At 70.1% G+C, this 16,844-nt stretch carries 16 protein-coding genes and 3 tRNA genes; 11 read left to right on the top strand and 8 right to left on the bottom strand.

The genetic code is table 11. From position 1 onward, the window contains the following. Positions 1-73 precede the first annotated feature (73 nt). The 5 genes from ABZ477_RS05685 (at position 74) to ABZ477_RS05665 (ending at position 3,808) form a co-directional block, all read left to right on the top strand. A complete protein-coding gene (locus tag ABZ477_RS05685; protein ID WP_360129170.1) occupies positions 74-964 on the top strand; it encodes a bile acid:sodium symporter family protein in 891 nt (296 codons plus the stop codon). Between the two features lie 100 nt (positions 965-1,064). Next, positions 1,065-1,559 (top strand): FBP domain-containing protein, encoded by a 495-nt coding sequence (locus tag ABZ477_RS05680; protein ID WP_360129167.1) that lies wholly within the window; start codon positions 1,065-1,067, stop codon positions 1,557-1,559. Continuing rightward, positions 1,556-2,473, top strand: coding sequence for a PfkB family carbohydrate kinase (locus ABZ477_RS05675; protein WP_360129164.1), 918 nt, complete (start codon positions 1,556-1,558; stop codon positions 2,471-2,473). Before ABZ477_RS05680 ends, ABZ477_RS05675 begins: the two co-directional genes overlap by 4 nt. 87 nt (positions 2,474-2,560) lie before the next feature. Further along, a tRNA-Tyr gene (locus ABZ477_RS05670) sits at positions 2,561-2,645 on the top strand. Positions 2,646-2,884: 239 nt separating this feature from the next. After that, positions 2,885-3,808: a hypothetical protein gene (locus tag ABZ477_RS05665; protein WP_360129162.1), complete on the top strand. Its 924-nt coding sequence runs from the start codon at positions 2,885-2,887 to the stop codon at positions 3,806-3,808. A 46-nt stretch (positions 3,809-3,854) separates the two neighbouring features. Here the strand turns inward: ABZ477_RS05665 and ABZ477_RS05660 are convergent, their stop codons facing one another. Further along, a complete protein-coding gene (locus ABZ477_RS05660) occupies positions 3,855-5,432 on the bottom strand; it encodes an NAD(P)/FAD-dependent oxidoreductase (RefSeq protein ID WP_360129159.1) in 1,578 nt (525 codons plus the stop codon). A 76-nt stretch (positions 5,433-5,508) separates the two neighbouring features. Between ABZ477_RS05660 and ABZ477_RS05655 the strand changes: the two genes are divergently transcribed. The 5 genes from ABZ477_RS05655 to ABZ477_RS05635 all read left to right on the top strand — a co-directional run bounded on the left by ABZ477_RS05655 (position 5,509) and on the right by ABZ477_RS05635 (position 9,589). Beyond that, a complete protein-coding gene (locus tag ABZ477_RS05655; RefSeq protein ID WP_360129156.1) occupies positions 5,509-6,303 on the top strand; it encodes an inositol monophosphatase family protein in 795 nt (264 codons plus the stop codon). Between the two features lie 301 nt (positions 6,304-6,604). Further along, the gene (locus ABZ477_RS05650) at positions 6,605-8,140 is read left to right on the top strand and encodes a peptidoglycan DD-metalloendopeptidase family protein (RefSeq protein WP_360129153.1); all 1,536 of its coding nucleotides are present in this window, start codon (positions 6,605-6,607) and stop codon (positions 8,138-8,140) included. Positions 8,141-8,238: 98 nt separating this feature from the next. Beyond that, positions 8,239-8,310, top strand: a tRNA-Thr gene (locus ABZ477_RS05645). 35 nt (positions 8,311-8,345) lie between these two features. After that, positions 8,346-8,419: transfer RNA gene (locus ABZ477_RS05640), tRNA-Met, on the top strand. A gap of 126 nt (positions 8,420-8,545) precedes the next feature. Then, a complete protein-coding gene (locus tag ABZ477_RS05635; protein ID WP_360129150.1) occupies positions 8,546-9,589 on the top strand; it encodes a metallophosphoesterase family protein in 1,044 nt (347 codons plus the stop codon). Between the two features lie 306 nt (positions 9,590-9,895). On the opposite strand, the gene ABZ477_RS05630 is transcribed toward ABZ477_RS05635, so the two are convergent. The 7 genes from ABZ477_RS05630 to ABZ477_RS05600 all read right to left on the bottom strand — a co-directional run bounded on the left by ABZ477_RS05630 (position 9,896) and on the right by ABZ477_RS05600 (position 16,075). Next, positions 9,896-11,092, bottom strand: coding sequence for a low temperature requirement protein A (locus ABZ477_RS05630; protein WP_360129147.1), 1,197 nt, complete (start codon positions 11,090-11,092; stop codon positions 9,896-9,898). A gap of 78 nt (positions 11,093-11,170) precedes the next feature. Then, on the bottom strand, positions 11,171-12,214 hold the full coding sequence (locus ABZ477_RS05625; RefSeq protein ID WP_360129144.1) for a glutathione synthetase: 1,044 nt from the start codon (positions 12,212-12,214) through the stop codon (positions 11,171-11,173). 84 nt (positions 12,215-12,298) lie between these two features. Continuing rightward, complete coding sequence (locus tag ABZ477_RS05620; RefSeq protein ID WP_360129141.1) at positions 12,299-13,507, bottom strand: tyrosine/phenylalanine carboxypeptidase domain-containing protein; 1,209 nt, start codon at positions 13,505-13,507, stop codon at positions 12,299-12,301. Then, the gene (locus tag ABZ477_RS05615) at positions 13,504-14,307 is read right to left on the bottom strand and encodes an N-formylglutamate amidohydrolase (protein WP_360129138.1); all 804 of its coding nucleotides are present in this window, start codon (positions 14,305-14,307) and stop codon (positions 13,504-13,506) included. The genes ABZ477_RS05620 and ABZ477_RS05615 overlap by 4 nt, the downstream gene beginning before the upstream one ends. Before the next feature lie 108 nt (positions 14,308-14,415). Further along, positions 14,416-15,126, bottom strand: coding sequence for an NAD(P)-binding domain-containing protein (locus tag ABZ477_RS05610; protein ID WP_360129135.1), 711 nt, complete (start codon positions 15,124-15,126; stop codon positions 14,416-14,418). A 318-nt stretch (positions 15,127-15,444) separates the two neighbouring features. After that, positions 15,445-15,834, bottom strand: coding sequence for a hypothetical protein (locus ABZ477_RS05605; protein WP_360129132.1), 390 nt, complete (start codon positions 15,832-15,834; stop codon positions 15,445-15,447). A 46-nt stretch (positions 15,835-15,880) separates the two neighbouring features. Continuing rightward, complete coding sequence (locus ABZ477_RS05600; protein ID WP_360129829.1) at positions 15,881-16,075, bottom strand: hypothetical protein; 195 nt, start codon at positions 16,073-16,075, stop codon at positions 15,881-15,883. A 121-nt stretch (positions 16,076-16,196) separates the two neighbouring features. On the opposite strand from ABZ477_RS05600, the gene ABZ477_RS05595 reads away from it, so the two are divergent. Next, entirely contained in the window at positions 16,197-16,841 is a 645-nt protein-coding gene (locus ABZ477_RS05595) for a nucleoside/nucleotide kinase family protein (RefSeq protein ID WP_360129129.1), read from the top strand. Positions 16,842-16,844: the final 3 nt, after the last annotated feature.

Raw genomic sequence — 16,844 nt, 5'->3', positions numbered from 1 at the left:
CGGCGTGTCGCCTGTGGACGGCTGATGGGACTGAGTCCCACGGTCGTGCACACTGAGTGCCATGGGATCGACGTTGACCACCATTGCACTGCCCATCGCCCTCGGCATCATCATGTTCGGCCTGGGTCTCAGCCTGACGCTCGCGGACTTCGCGCGGGTCGTGAAGCAGCCCAAGGCGGTGATCATCGCACTCGCGTGCCAGCTGGTGCTGCTGCCCGCCATCTGCTTCGGCCTCGTGCTGGCGTTCCAGCTGCCGCCCGTCCTCGCCGTGGGCATGATGATGCTCGCGGCTTCGCCGGGAGGGACGACGGCGAATCTGTACAGCCACCTGTTCCGCGGCGACATCGCGCTCAACATCTCGCTCACGGCCGTCAACTCCGTCGTGGCCGTCGTGACGCTGCCGCTCATCACGAACTTCGCGATCGCCTACTTCGACCCGTTCGACGACCAGCTCGGCATGCAATGGGCGAAGGCCGCCGAGGTGTTCGCGGTCGTGCTCGTCCCGGTCGCGCTCGGCATGGTCGTCCGCCGCCTGTGGCCGGCGTTCTCGAAGCGCATGGACAAGCCGGTCCGCATCGCATCCGTCATCATCCTGGTGGTCGTGATCGGCGGCGCCGTGGCGTCCAACTGGAAACTTCTCGTCGAGAACTTCGCGACGCTCTCGATCATCACGACCGTGTTCTGCGTCATCAGCCTCACGGTCGGCTACCTGGTGCCGCGTCTGTTCCGCATCGGACGCCGTCAGGCCATCGCCTCCTCGTTCGAGATCGGCATCCACAACGCGACGCTCGCGATCGTGATCGCCCTGTCGGTTCTCGGATCGACCGAGCTGAGCCTGCCCGCAGCCGTCTACGGCGTGCTGATGTTCTTCATCGCGTTCGGCTTCGGCTTCCTCATCCGCGAGCGCAAGTCGGATGCCGCGCCCGACGCGGCGGCCGAGCCCGAGTCGGCCACAACCGCCTGAGGGCCGTTCGATCGGAGGAGCACCTGCGCACACGCGGCCGGTGCCCTTTCGCGTCCGGGGCCTTTTCGTAGACTGGGGATCTCCACGGCGAGGAGGATCCATGCGCCCATTGACCGAGGACGACATCCGCGCGACGTTCGTGAACGCCGGACCCGAAGAGCTGAGGCTCGTCGCGCTGCCCATCGACTTCATCTTCGTGGACTGGGATCATCTCGACTTCTTCGCGTGGCGCGACCCGCGCACGCGGGGGCGGGCGTATCTGATCGCCGAGGTCGAGGGCGAGCCGACAGGCGTCGTCCTGCGGGCGGCCGAGGGCAGCTCGCACGCGAGGTCGGCGATGTGCAACCTCTGTCACACGATGCAGCCCGCCGACCAGGTCGCCCTCTTCACGGCACGCAAGGCCGGGGTTGCCGGGACCCACGGCGACAGCGTCGGCACCTACATCTGCCGCGACCTCTCGTGCCACGAGAACGTCCGGCTCGCGGCTCCGCTGGCGCCCAGCGAGCTGCGGGGGAGTGTCGACCTCAAGATCGACGGGACGCGCCGCCGCACGGAGGCCTTCGTCGAGCGGGTCCTCGAGGGAGCTGCCGCGTGACCGGTCGCGTCGTCGTGGTCGGCGACGCCCTCATCGACGAGCTTCGCGACGACACCGGCGTGCGCGAGTTCGTCGGCGGAGCCGCCCTGAACGTCGCGGTCGGCCTCGGTCGTCTCGGTGTTCCCACGACCCTGCTCGCCATGGTCGGCGACGACGAGGCGGGCGACCACATCCGCGCCTATCTGCACGACTTCGGCGTCGAGCTCATCGCGACGGCGTCGCCGCACGGCTCGTCGCGCGCCGTCAGCACCCGCAGCGCCGGCGGGGAGCCCACGTACGTCTTCAACGACGCGGCGAAGGCCCGCCGCATCCGATTCGGAGAGGCCGAGCGCACCGCGATCGCCGACGCGCCGCTCGTCGCCGTGAGCGGGTTCCCGTTCGACGACGTCGCGCAGACGCTCGAGTTCACCGAGGCGGTCCGCGATGCGGGCACCCGCCTCGCGATCGACCCCAACCCGAGAGCCGGGATGCTGTCCGACCGCGCGGAGTTCGTGCGCGGCTTCGAGGCGCTCGCGGCCGGTGCGGCCCTGGTGAAGGTGGGGGAGGACGACGCGCACCTCCTCTACGGGGAAGAGCTCGACGGCCTGCGCGCGCGTCTCGTCGACCTCGGAGTCGACGCCGTTCTCGCGACGGAGGGCGCCGCAGGGGCGACGATCGAAGCGGGGACGGACATCGTGACCCACCCGATCTCGTCGCTTCCGGGCCGGATCGTCGACACGATGGGCGCGGGGGACGCCGCCTTCGCGGCGGCGATCGCGGGTCTCCTCGAGTCCGCTCCGCAGGACGCCGACGCGTGGGGAGAGGTGCTCCAGCGGGCGATGGACGTCGCCGCCGCGACCTGCCGATTCGAGGGTGCGCTGCTGCGACTGCCCTCCGCGGTCGAGGACATCGACCTCGACGCGATCGGCACGTAAGCCGCCGATTTCGAACCACCGCCGCGGGCAGGTAGGATAGCTAATCGCGCCTCCGGTCGACTGAACAAGCTGGGCGGGTGCGCATATGGCGAGTTACCCAAGCGGCCAAAGGGATCTGACTGTAAATCAGCCGTCTTAGACTTCGGGGGTTCGAATCCCTCACTCGCCACCAAATGTCTGAAGGGCCCCCGCGGAGCGGAGGCCCTTCAGTCGTTCCCGGCTGCTGCCGTGTGCACAACGTCGCCAATCCCGCGTCGGGGCGCGAGGGAGCGCCTCCTCGCGCCGGATCACGTCCGATCTGGCGACGTTGTGCACGCGGCTCCAGCGGTCGCTTCCCCGCCCCTCATCCGCGACGGGCCATCGTGCCAGGATGGGCGTACGGGCGGGGGCCCGGAGAGAGTGGGGACCACAATGACCGTGCCCGAGCGTCCGCAGTCGACTGCCGACTCGAAGCTCATCCGCATCGCGCTCTGGGTCGCCATCGGAGCGCTCATCCTCGCCGCCGTCGTCTGTGTCGTGTGGGTGCTCGTCGGGTCCGACAACGACCTCATCGGGCGCGCCTTCCTCACTATCCTGCTGCTTGCGGCCTTCGCGGGGGTCGCTCTCTTCGACGCGCGGCTCGCCGCGCGTCGCCCACCGTGGTTCGCACTGGCGAGCATGGTGACGTGGGTCGTCACGCTCCTCATCGGCGCGGTCCTCATCTGGATGCCGACCCAGGACTGGTACTTCTACGGCAGCGGATTCGGGCGATTCGCGTCGTACCTGCTGATCGTGCTCATCCTGCAGCTCGCCCTGCTTCACGCGCGCCTGCTGATCAAGGCGCATCTCCGGCACGTCACGGGCTTCACGCGGGCTGTGACGATCATCACGATCGCGATCGTCGTGATCCTCGCAATCATGCTGATCCTGCCGCTCATGTTCTGGGAGTACGTCACCTACGCCGACCCCTACTGGCGGGCCGTCGTCGCGCTCGCGATCCTCGGCGCGGTCGGCACGGCGCTCATCCCGCTCGTCAACGCGCTGTTCGCACCCAAGCACCCGCGCGCCGTCGCCTACGCCGCGCCGCAGCTGCAGCCTTGGCCGACCTACGCCGACGGCGTCACCCCGCTCCCGGTCATGCCCGACGGCAGCCCCGATTGGAACGCCTACTACACGGGATACCCCTCGTCGGTGCCGCAGGCGATCGCGCCGGTGGCCCCGCTGGCTCCCGTCGCGCCACCGCCGGGTCACCCGGATGCGTGGTATCCGCCGGCCACGTCCGAGCCCGCCGGCCCGGCGTCGGCTCCCGGCTACGAGGGGTACCCGCCCCCACCGCCGCTCCCGCCGCGTCCCTGATCGGCCCGATGCCGGTCCCGCACCAGCGGGGCGGGCATCCGCTTCCCTACGCGCCGAGCAGTTCGAGCGCCGCCATCGCGGCGTTGTGGCCGCCGAGCGCCGAGACGGCGCCCCCGCGGCGCGCGCCGGATCCGCACAGCAGCACCCGCGGATGCTCCGTGTCGACGCCCCACCGTGCGGCCGGCGTCTCGAGCGCTTCGCCCGCCTCGGCCCAGGGCCAGGACAGCGCGCCGTGGAAGATGTCGCCGCCCGTCATCCCGAGCGATTCCTCGAGGTCGGCGGTCGTGCGCGCCTCGATGCACGGCGACCCGTCAGGCGCCTCGTACACGCAGTCCGCGATCGGCTCGGCGAGCACCGAGTCGAGCGTCGCCTGCGACGCTCGCAGCAGCTCGGTGCGGACAGCATCCCGATCCCGCCCTTCCACGAGCCGGTGCGGCACCTGCAGCCCGAAGAGCGTCAGCGTCTGGGCGCCCGTGGCCCGCAGCTCCGCGCCCAGGATCGACGGGTCGGTGAGGGAATGGCAGTAGATCTCGGCCGGGAGCGGGTTCGGGATGCTGTCGCCCAGAGCCTGCGCGTAGGCGCTGTCGAGCTGTGACATGGCCTCGTTGACGTGGAACGTGCCGGCGAACGCGGCCTCGGGCTGGACCCGGTCGTCGCGCAGGCGCGGAAGCCGGCGCAGCAGCATGTTGACCTTCACCTGCGCGCCCTCGGGACGCGGCGACGAGGAGGCGCCGTGCGCTCCACCGGCGGTGAGCAGGTCCGCCAGCACCGCCGGACCCACCGCGCTCAGCACGAGCCTGCCGGCCACCGAGCCGTCGTCGGCGATCGAGACCTCGCCCTCGGGGGAGATGGCGGTGACCTCGGCGTTCGTGCGGAGCTCGGCTCCGGCATCCCGAGCAGCCCGCTCGAGCTCCGCGGTGACGTGGCCCATGCCCCCGACCGGGACGTCCCAGTCGCCGGTCCCGCCGCCGATCACGTGGTACGCGAAGCAGCGGTTCTGTCGCAGCGACGCGTCGCCGGAATGCGAGAACGTGCCGATGAGTGCGTCGGTCAGCGCGATGCCGCGCGCGAGGTCCGTGCGCAGCGACGTCCGCAGGAGCTCCCCGAGCGGCTCGTCGACGAGCGCCGACCAGAGTCCGCCGTCGGCCAGTCGCAGGCGCAGGTCGTCCGAGCGGGGAAGAGGGTCGGTCATGGTCGGGAACACCGCGCGCGCGAACGGTGCGATCCGGTCGTAGAAGGCGGCGAACCGGGCCGCTTCGCGCTCGTCGCCCGTCGTGCGGAGGAAGGAGGCGGCGGTGGCCGCGGCATCCGCCGTATCGATCAGGATGCCGCGACTCGGGTCGGCCGGATTCGGCGAGTACGACGAGAACCGCCGCCGGCGCAGCGAGAACCGCAGCCCGAGGTCGTCGATGACGCGGCGGGGGAGCAGGCTCACGAGGTACGAATAGCGCGACAGACGTGCCTCGACACCGGCCCACGGGCGCTCCGAGACCGCGGCGCCGCCGGCGTGGTCGAGGCGCTCGAGCACGACGACCCGCTTGCCCGCGCGCGCGAGATACGCCGCCGCGGCCAGGCCGTTGTGCCCGCCGCCGACGATGACGACGTCGTGGATGCCGGAGCCCATCCGCCCACGCTAGCCCGCGAGTCGCCCGGCGACGACGCCCGACCCGCTCGACCCGCTCGCCGGTAGCGTGGGGAACATGCCGCTCGCACACGAACTGGGAAGCCTCGCGCAGGAGATCGCGAAGGAGGCCGGCGAGCTCGCGCGGCGCCGTCGGACAGAGGGCGTCGCCGTGGCCGCGACGAAGTCCGCACTCGCCGACATCGTCACGGAGGCCGATCGGGAGGTCGAGCTGCTGATCCGGAGCCGGCTCGCGGCGGAGCGTCCCGACGACGGCTTCCTCGGCGAGGAGTCGGGGGCCGAGCGCGGGACGAGCGACATCACGTGGGTCGTCGATCCCATCGACGGCACCGTGAACTACGCCTACGGCATCCCGTCGTACGCCGTCAGCATCGCTGCGGTCGCGGGAGAGCCGGAACCGCAGCGGTGGCAGGGACTTGCCGGGGTCGTGTTCAACCCGGCCTCGGGGGAGCTCTTCCACGCCGTCCGAGACGGCGGCGCGTGGCTGGACGGCACGCGCCTGACCGTCAACGCCGAGCCGACGGCCGCGGGCGCGCTCGTCGCGACCGGGTTCGGCTACCGGCCCGAGACCCACGCGGGCGACCTCGCGCGTCTCACGCGCGTCATGCCGATCGCACGGGACGTCCGCCGCATCGGCGCGGCATCCCTCGACCTGTCGTTCGTCGCGGCTGGTCGCCTCGACGCCTACTTCGAGCGCGGACTCTCGCCGTGGGACCACGCCGCCGGCGGACTCCTCGTCGCCGAGGCGGGAGGCATGGTCGGATACCTGCCGCCCGACCACCACGGTCGTGCGCTCATCGTCGCGGCAGGCCCGGCGCTCTTCGAGAAGCTCCTGTCGCTCGCCTCCGACTGAGCGGCGCGGGGTGCTCGCGCTCAGGGCCCGATTTGTCGCCGGTTACGCGATATATCGGTGGGTCGGGGGGCCGTACATGGCATTCCCAGGCCGCCTGGGGTAGCGTTTACCTGATCGTTACCATCGCCGCCCGATTGGCGAAGGTGATTAGAGCCCGTCTTCCGCCCCCCGTTGTTCGACCGAGCGACTCCGACCTCGAGAGCCCTTCGTTTTGCCGTTTGACGCCCCCATGGCTGAGCCTGCGCCCACGCGCCGTTCCAGCCGATCCGCCGCCGCGCCCGCGGTCGGCGGGGAGTCCTCGGTGAGCCGTCGCGACGCCCGCGCGCAGCGCACCGCTGCGACGTCGCCGCAGACGATCTGGTCGGATGGCTCCGCGGGCCGCGTCGACGACCCTCGCGCTTCTGTCGCCGAGACCGAGCCGATGCGGCCGACTTTCGCCGAGACCGGCGCGCTCGCGGCGCCGATCGTCGGGGCTGCTCCCTCCGTCGAGGAGCGTGTCGAGGTCGTCGAGCCGATCGCCGATGCTGTCGTCGCGCAGGCGGCCGGGGTCCGGGCGCCGATCGCACCCCTGACGCGCGCGAGCCGCCGCGCACGGACTGCCCCGACGGTCATCGCGGATGTCGAAGCCGCCGCGGAGAACACCGCGGGCGCTGCGCCCGAGATTCCGCCCGCGCCGGAGACTCCCGTCGAATCCGTCGTCCCCGCGGCCGCGATCGCGTGGGCGGCCGCCGCGGCAGCCGCCGCCGAGCCGCATCCGCTCGTTCCCGTCGAGCCCGTGCTCGCGTCGGCTGAGCCGTTCGAGCTCATCGAGCCGGCGGATCCCGCTCCGGCTGAGCCGTTCGAGCTCATCGAGCCGGCGGATGCCGAGCCCACCGCAGAGCCGATCGAGGCACCCGCCGACGAGCCCGTCGCCCAGGCGCCCGACGTCGACGAGTTCGAGCTCGCCTCGCGCCTGTTCGCCTTCACGGGTGAGACTCCCGTGCAGTCGGCCGAGGAGCCCGAGTCGCAGCCGGAAGAGACCGCCGCCGGCGCGGAGGATGCAGCATCCGCCGACTCCGGCGAGGCGGCGCATGTCGCTCCGACGCGGCGTCGCACGCGCAGCGTCGGCCGGCAGGTGGCGACAGCATCCTTCTCTGTCGGCGTCATGGGCATTGTGGGTCTTCTCACGGTCGGCATGACGACCTCGGCGCAGGCTGTCGCCGCCGTGACAGGGACCGAGCCGACGTCGCTCGTGGCGTCGGAGGAGACCGGATCCGATGTCGCCGAGGAAGACATCCAGGCGTATGTCGCGTCGGACGTCGAGAGCGCGTCGCTCGAGCGCAACGAGAGCTACACGACGATCTCGCTCGGTGAACTGGCCTCGGAAGAGGGCATCACCAACTACTCGGACTTCTACTTCAACGACGCCAACGCGGCAATTCAGTGGCCTTTCCGCGTCGGCGTGCCGATCACGTACGGCTTCGGGATGCGTTCCGGCCGCATGCACGAGGGCGCCGACTTCGTCCCCGGACAGGGTGCCGACGTTCAGGCGATCGCCGACGGCACGGTCCGCATCGCGACCAACAGCGGCGGTGCCTACGGCGTCACGGTCGTCATCGACCACATCATCGACGGCCAGCTCGTCTCGAGCCGCTACGCGCACATGCTGTACGGCTCGCTCAACGTGTCGGTGGGGCAGAAGGTCACGGTCGGCACCATCCTCGGCAACACGGGCAACACCGGCCGCTCGTACGGTGCGCACACGCACTTCGAGATCCTGCAGGGCGGCACGACGGCGGTCGACCCGATCGCCTGGCTGCGCTCGTACGCGGGGCGGTACAGCCTCGATCACTGGTGATGCCGCGCCGGGTTCCGGTCGAGTCGAGTCCCTGCCTCGATTCAGCGGGACGCCTCGGCTCTGGTATCCTCTTCTAGTTGCCCTTTCGAGGGTGGCACGCCCCGATAGCTCAGTGGCAGAGCACTTCCATGGTAAGGAAGGGGTCGTCAGTTCAATCCTGACTCGGGGCTCGCAGCATCCTTTTCGTGACCGACGGATGCCGTGCGGCAGGGTAGCTCAGTTGGTGAGAGCGCACGACTCATAATCGTGAGGTCGCGGGTTCAAGCCCCGCTCCTGCTACGGATAAACCCCAGTTCAGCTGGGGTTTTTCTGTTGTCCGGTCAGCGACCGCGAACCATTCAGACCGGTTTCACCGTTGAAGTCAATGGGCCGGACGCGATGCCTGCCCGAAGATACCGTGCCCGCATGAAACACGGTTCGGCATCCGTTCTCGTGCTCATCGTCGTTCTGACCGGATGCTCCGTTCCGGGGCGGGGCGACCCTGGAACGCTTTCGACTGCCTCCAGCGCCGCAGAGGATCCGACTGCGCCGTGGGATCTCACCCGCGCTGACACGTCATTCGACCCCACCACCATCGCTGTGATCGGTGATGTCCCGTACGGCGTTGATCAGGAGGAATCGGTGAACCTGCTGGTCGATGCGATCAACGACGACCCCGAGGTGCAGCTCACCATTCATCTCGGCGACATCAAAGATGGCAAGACGGAGTGCTCGGACGAGCGGCTCGCGGCGGTGTCGGCCACGTTCGAGTCGTTCGACGACCCGCTGGTCTACACGCCCGGAGACAACGAGTGGGCCGACTGCCACCACGCCAGAAGCGGAGAATTCAACCCGCTGGAGCGTCTCACCGCTGTGCGGGGCACCTTCTTCGCCGACCCGGGCTCTCCACTCGGCGGTCGGCCGGCGATCGTCGACTATCAAACAGATTTGGTCGAGAACGTGCGGTGGTTCGCGTCGCGGGTCGTATTCGCCACGCTGCACGTCGTCGGCAGCAACAACGGAATGGACCCCTGGTCCGGCCTGGAACACACGGTGCCGACGGAGGACCAGACCGAAGAGGTCCATGCCCGGACCGCTGCTGCAACCCAATGGGTCGACGAGACGTTCGACTCCGCAGAACAGGGTGATCTCGACGGCGTGGTACTGGCGATGCACGCCGACACATGGACGCCGCTTCCGAGCAGCGCCGAGCAGGCGATCGTGGATCGAATTGCGGTTCGGGCCGCCGCGTTCGAGGGGATGGTGCTGATCCTGCAGGGCGACTCGCACGAATACATCGTCGATCGCCCTCTGGACAACGTAAGCGTCACACGCGTCGTCGTGCACGGTGAGTCGCTACCGTTCGAGTACCTGCGCCTCACGATCAACCCGACCCGCCGACTCTTCGACTGGGAGCGTGTGCCTGTCACCGGCGAGACGCCTGTTCAGGAGGAAACGGCGCTTCGGTAGAGATGCCACGGACGATAGCCGGTCTCCCAATCGGCGCGGCCCGCAGGGGGACCGCCTCTCGTAGCAAGCGAAGTCCATGCGAAGGGATTCCCGGGGACGCGGCAGTGGCGTTCACGTGATCCGCTCACTGCGCGCGGCCGACCGCGGGACGGGGCGACTCCTGCTCATCCGGCGTCGGTGGCACCCCCGGTGGTCCCCCCGCGGGGGGAGGCCCGGCGGTTTCGGAATGGGCGTGGGTTGAGCATGCGTCGGTGCGGGCTGACTGAGACCAACCAGCACTCGCAAGGACGGGCGGTTCTGTTCTCGCTATCGAGGCTCCGCGTCGAACGGCGATGCGGTCTCGCGGGGTGCCGGAGGCTGCGTACGAGTGGTCACGACCGTGTCGCGGATCGCCACTGCGACGAGCACAGCGCAGGCCGCGGCGATCCCGGCAAGCGTGGACAGCTGCGCCGTGGCGAGGCCGAGGATCGCGAGCGCGGCCAGCGCCACCAGGCGTGAGCGATCGACGATCCTTCGAGCCGCGTACAGGAAGTAGATCTGGGCGAGGAGGAACAGCGCCGGGCCGACGAAGACGAGGAGGGTGAAACCGAGCGTCGCGGTCTCGTCGGGATGCGCGATCGCGATCTCGTCGCCGACCGCGATCGCGATCAGGGCGAGCACCATCAGGGTGAGCATCCGCGTCTTGATCCAGCCGATGCGGCCCGCCTCCTCGTCGTTCTGCGCGAGCGCGAAGCCGAGTTCGTCGGGCATCTGGAAGTAACACCACCAGAGCGCGACGGTCGCGGTGAACCCGATCGCCAGGGCGAGCAGGCGGGCGGGCTCGAAGGGCTCGCCGGCGAAGGCGGCGCCCATCGTGAGCACCGTCTCGCCGAGCGCGATGATGAAGAAGAGGCGGAAGCGCTCGACCAGGTGACTCCCGTCGACGCCGGCGTGATCCAGGTCGATCGCGCGTCCCCGTCCCGGCAGCCAGTGCAGCACCCACAGGCCGGTGTGGGCGATCACGACCGCGATCGCCCACAGGATGAGCCGCATGTCGCTGTCGGCGATCGCGCCTGCGACCCAGAGCGCGCCGGCTGCCAGTTCCCAGATCAGGTCGTTGACGAAATGCCTCCCCAGCGGGCCGCCTCGCAGCGCGACGATGAGGAACACCGTTCGCCCGAACTGCACGAGCAGATACCCCGTGACGAACATCCACGCGTAATCGCCGAACGCGCCGGGGATCGCTGCCGACATCAGGAGGCTCGCGAACATCAGCCCCACGAGGAGCAGCCGCACCGGCAGGCGGTTCGGGTTCAGCCAGTTCGAACCCCACGCCACCATGTACCAGGCGTAGACGACCGCGAGTGTCAGGACGGCGGTCTCCGCGGTCCCGCGCAGGTCGAGGTGATCCAGGAGCTGGTGTGCGAGCTGACTGATCGCGAATACGTAGACGAGATCGAAGAACAGCTCGAGCGGGGTGACGACCCGCTCCGCACCCGGCGGACGTGAGAGGGCGAACCTCATGGACGAATCCTATGAACTCGACGCAGTCGTCCGCGAGAGCGGGTGACCCGCCCCGGAGGCGCGAGATCTCAGATGACGTCACATCGTGGCGAGCTGGGCGTTCGAGAGCTCCGAGCCGTAGTGCTCGCGGGCGGCCGCCTTGCGTTCGAGGTCCTCGATGACGGCGGTCGCGAAGTCCACGCCGTACAGCGCCGCGCACGACCCGAGCCCGCCCGGCGAGAACACGTTGACCTCCATCAGCTTGTCGCCGACGATGTCGAGGCCGACGAGGAACATGCCGTCGGCGAGGAGCTTGGGGCGCACGGCTTCGACGAGCTCCAGCATCCCGTCCGTCACCTTCACGGGTTCGGCGCTGCCGCCGGCCGACATGTTCGAGCGCACATCGGTCTCTCCGGGCCGCCGGCGGAATGCGGCGTACGCGCCGTCGACCTCGAGGGCGCGGCCGTTCATGACGAACATGCGCACGTCCCCGTCGACGGCGGCCGGCAGGTACTCCTGCGCGACGACGTAGCCGTCCCGGGCGATCGCCTCGACGATCTGGGTGATGTTCGGCTCCTCCTTGAGGTTCACCAGGAACACACCGGACCCGCCTGAGCCCTGCAGCGGCTTGAGCACGGCGCGGCCGCCGAGCTCCTCGATGAACTCGCGGACGCGATCCTCGTCGCGCGAGATCATCGTGCGGGGCCGCACCACCTCGGGGAAGTGCTGGAAGTACGCCTTCGACAGCGCCTCGGCCAGCGAGCGAGGCTCGTTGACGACGAGGACGCCGCCCTCCGCGAGCAGGCGGCCGAACGCGAGTCCCGCCGTGTTCGCCCACGAGGTGTCGGCCGCCTCCGCGGCCGGGTCCGCCCGCAGCATCACGACGTCGAAGTCGTCGAGAGCCCTGCGCTCCCGCGTCGCCGCCTGCACATCCTCGAGGTACCGCTCGAGCGAGCGGTAGGCCTTGCCCGGGACGCCCGCCGCGACGACCGCCGACAGTGAGCCGTCCGGCTCGTACGCGAAGTCGCGGAGTCCGATGAGGCACGCGTCGTGCCCGCGCCGGGACGCGGTCATCGCGAGCCGGGTCGTGGTGTACACGGGCTTCTCGGTGGCGACGTCGTTGACGACGAAGGCGATCTTCATAGGGGCTCCCCGGACGACGGCGCATGGTCGGAACGCTCGAGGTACGGCGCTGGCGTGGGGATGACGCCGTCGTCGAGCATGAGATTACGCGTTGACGAGCGCCGCAAGGTCGTCCACGCGCGCGGCATCGGCAAGTCTGGCGCCGGCCGCGGGGTCGGTGAGGTACCGCGGCATGATGCGCGCGGGGGTGAGGAGCCCGCGGCCCGAGAGGTCCTCCACGAGGGGGAGGTCCTCCAGCGAGAACTTGCCGAGGAAGAAGAGGTCCAGCATCCCGCCGCCGGCCACGTGCTCCAGGAGCGCGATGAGCCCGCGCAGATAGATGGCGTCCTTGGTGAAGCCCCCCGCGCGATAGACGCGCATCGCGACGCTGTACGCGCTGCCGGCCGGCAGCCCGCGATCGGTGAGGAGACGGTGCGTCTCGACGAAGCTCGCACCGCCCACCATGGAGTGGACGGCGACGACTCTCGCCGCGAGCTGGCGAAGCCGTGCGGCGGTCAGCCCACCGCACGCGATCTCGGCGAGCACGGCGAGCCCCTCCTGCGTCTCGTCGTAGTGCGCGAGGCCCGAGCCCATCATGCGGATCGGCTGCGCGAGCCCGTTCACCTGCGTCACCAGGTGGGTGCCGACCTCGTGCTGCAGCAGCGCGTTGACGCGCGGGCCGGCCACCGCGGCGTTGTGCGAGATGAGCAGCGTGTTGCCTTCCACGAGCACACCCGAGACGTCGTCGCGGATCTCGGCGTGGATTCCGACATCGGGATCGATCGACCGGTAATGGTCGATCTCGGCCTTCGCTGCGGCGAGGAAGGCCGCGGCATCCACGGTGTCGTGCTCGAGACGGCCGCTGGGCAGCCGATCGAGCAGGTCCTCGGCGCGATGGACGAGGGCGGGCAGCACCGGACCGTACTGGGCGATGGACAGCTGCAGGAAGTCCGGCGTGCCGCGGGCCCGGAGCATCTCCACCCGCAGCGTCATCTCCCGCTGCCGATTGCGCAGCAGTGCGGCGAGCGTCGCGTCCGTGACGGAGTCCAGCGGCAGCGCGGCCACCTCGGCATCCAGCACGTCGGGGTCGACGTCCAGTTCCCGGTACTCGAAGACCGGGTCGGACTGCGGGTGGGCGAGGAAGCCCGCTCGGATGTCGTCGGCGTTGACGGGCGTCATCTCGAGGAGGAACCGCACGGTGCCGGCCAGGGACGCCATGGCGTGGTCAGCCGCGAGGTCGGATGCCGAGAAGGCGCCGGCCTCGATCGCACTCGTCTCGGGCCCGACGGCTTCGCCCGCAGGCCGGGCGGTCACGGGGTCACCGCTTCTCGCAGGGCACTCTCGACCGCGGGGACCGTTGCCGCGAGGGCGCGGGCGAGCTCGTCGACGCGGGCGAGGTCTGCCTGGCCGGTCCACTCGTCCATGAACGTCTTCTTGAACTCCAGCGCCAGGACGACACCCCGGTCCGGATACCGGGCATGCGTCCAGGCGGCGAGCTGCCGCCCACGGAAGCGGACGTTCTCGCGCACATCGAGGGGACCGGATGCTGCGCTCTGGGTCCCGAGCGCCTCGATGAAGGCGTCGACGACCGATCCGAACCGCCCGCGGTCCAGCGAGCCCGTGCCGACGTTGACCTCGGGGTTCTCTTCGAGCGCGGCGGCAGGCGCGTCGGCGCCGTCGCGCCGGTGATTGTAGGAGTGGATGTCGAACACGACGAACGGTCCGCGCGCGGCCATCTCGTCGAGGTGCCGGCCGAGCTCGGCGTAGAAGGCGTCGTAGACCTGCAGCGAGCCGGCGACGACAGCCTCGTCGAGCGGCGGATTCCGCACGACGTCGAGCCCCCACGCCTCCTCGGAGGTGCGGTAGACGGCCTCCTCGCGCGTCCGGTTGAGATCGACCTCGAATCGGGATCGATGCACGATGACGCGAGCCGGGATCAGCGCGCCGATCCGGTCGGTGTGCGGATCCTCCTCGCGCAGCCGATCCGGCTCGGGAAGGACCAGCTCTGCGGCGAATCCGGGGCGCACATCGTGGCCGTTGTGGATCGCCGTCGCGACGAACTGCCCGTCCCAGGAGCCCAGGAACTCGAACGGGGGACGTTCCGTGTCAGCCATCGGGCCATTGTCGGTGCGGCGGACGCGGACCGACAAGCGCTTGACAGGATGGTGTCCGAGCCCCGTCCGCAGGCGTCGACGCCCGGCGAGGGCGACAGCATCCGGTCCTCAGCCGCCGTCGCTGAGCGGACCGCGCGCCGCGAGGGCCGCAGCGCGGCGACGGCCGCGCTGGGAATTCGGGAAGCCGTCGATCATGGCTCGCAGCTCGTGTGCGTCGACATCGGCACCGAAGGGCTCGGTGCCGGGCTCGAGCCTGACCCCGTCGGCGAGCCGCCCGACGATGACCGGATCGAAGCCGAAGTCGTCCACGACGCGCGCGACGACGTCGCGGGCGTCTTCGTCGTCCGCAGCGATGCCGATGGCCTTCCGCCCGTCTCGCCCTGACGGCCGCGCCTCCTGCTCCAGATCCTTCGCGCTCATGTGGTTCAGGGCCTTGACCAGTCGCGATGCGGGCAGATGCTCCCGAACGACCTCGCTGCTCGAGACGAGAGGATCGGTGAAGCCGGCGAGAAGTCCGTCCGATTCCCACCAGTAGTTCATGGCATCGATGACGATCTTTCCCGCCAGGGGAGCGACCGGGATCGCGCGGTGCTTGCCGATCGGCAGGGCGAGGATGACGATCTCGGCGCGTTCGGCGGCTTCGGCCGCCGTCGCGGGCCTTGCGCCGCGGGCGAGGACATCGCTCGGCAGGGCGACGCGCGTCGAATCCCCGGACGCGGCGACGACGACGGGATAGCCGGCGCGGGCGGCGAGTCGCGCGACGACCACGCCGAACCTGCCGGCGCCCAGGATGCCGATCACCGGCCTGACCTCGATCACGCTGTCACGGTGAACCCGTCGCAGGGGCATTTGGCCCACCTGCGGTTGGTGAAGACGTCGGTTCCACAGGCGCCGTTGTGCTCGTCATCGCCGTGGTCGCATCGAGCGCAGTTCGGCGCGATGTGTTCTGATGAGGTCGAATCGCTCAACGCGGACTCCGATCTGTCGACCGCTCCGGCAGGCCCTGCCCGCGGACCGGCGAGGTCATGACGCGTGCTCCCCAAGTTCAGCCGTTCAAGTGTGGACGGCGCGCTCGTCTCTTCTCAATGCCGGCATGTAAACATCAGCGATCAGTCAGCTGAGCGTCCGCAGCTTGCGTCAGCCGATCGGGATCAGGTAGGCGACCACCGAGACGGCGGCCGCGATCGCGAAGGCCAGGACCGTGATGAGCAGCGCCTTGCGCAGGTCCTGACGGTGGAACTCGGCTTCCTGCACGGTCTCCTCCGAGCCCAGAGCGCCGAAGTTGTAGAGTCCCCGAGACGCGAAGCCGACGCAGAAGTGGAACGCCGCCTGCAGGAATCCCTGCGCCGAGAGGAACACCGGCAGGGCCACGAGGAGGCGCCACGGCGCCGCCCAGCCGAGGGCGAACGCGAGGATCAGGAAACCGACGGCCACCGCGAGGCCCACCCAGCCGGACATCCGGCGCTTGCGGATCTCGGCCGGCCCGATGTTGCACACGCCCGGCCGGTAGACGGCAGTCTGATTCATTGCGCCATTCTGGCCCACCGACCGGGTCACGCAAGCTGCGACGCGGTCAGCGCGGCCCACGGCGTCTGCGCAAGATCGCGATCGCGATCAGGACGAGCCCGACGAGCAGGACGATGGGGCCCACGGTGGCCCAGAACGACGACCCGCTCATCGCCGATCCGGGCAGCACGTTGAGCCCCTGCAGCGTCCAGACGAGGCCGACGAGGCTCAGGATCACCCCGGGAACGAGGAACGGCCACATTCGCTTCACAGCCCGACCCTAGACCCGCGTTCATGAGGCCGGAAGGCAGTGCGTATCGTGGTCACGATCGCCCGCACGGATGCCGGGTCCCGGCAGCCCCGCCCGACTCGAAGGAGAGCCGTTGGACATCCCGGTCATCGAGGTCGATCCGAGACTCGTCGATCGCGCCGCTGCGCTCGCCGCCCGCGCGGACCGCGTCGTCCTGGGCATCGCGGGGGAGCCCGGCGCCGGCAAGACGACCCTCGCGCTCGGTCTCGTGCAGGCGCTGCAGGACCGTGGCGTCCCGGTCGCGTGGCTCCCGATGGACGGCTTCCACCTCGGGGACGCGAGCCTCACCCGGCTCGGACTCCTCCGCCGGAAGGGCGCGATCGAGACCTTCGACGGCTGGGGATACCTCGCGACCCTGCGGCGGGTCCTCGCCGAGGCATCCCATGCCGTCTACGTGCCGGGTTTCGAACGGACCCTCGAGCAGCCGATCGCGGCGGATCGCGTCATCGACCCCGGGCCCGCGCTCGTCGTGACGGAGGGGAACTACCTCCTGGACGCGGACGAGCCGTGGAGCCTCGTCCGTGAGGTCGCGGCCGAGGTCTGGTACGCCGAATCGCCCGGCGACCTCCGCCGGGCGCGGCTCGTCGAGCGTCACGTCGAGTTCGGGAAGAGCCGACCGGATGCCGAGGCCTGGGTCGCGTCCGTCGACGAGCCGAATACCGCCCGGATCCGGGCGCGGCGCGCGTCCGCCGACCTGGTCGTCGACCTCGCGCTGTAGCGG

The sequence above is a fragment of the Microbacterium sp. NPDC019599 genome, from assembly GCF_040632175.1.
In the GTDB taxonomy this organism is placed as follows: Bacteria; Actinomycetota; Actinomycetes; order Actinomycetales; family Microbacteriaceae; genus Microbacterium.
The sequence above is the reverse complement of the archived record's forward strand: the minus strand, read 5'-3'. Positions and strand labels throughout refer to the sequence as shown.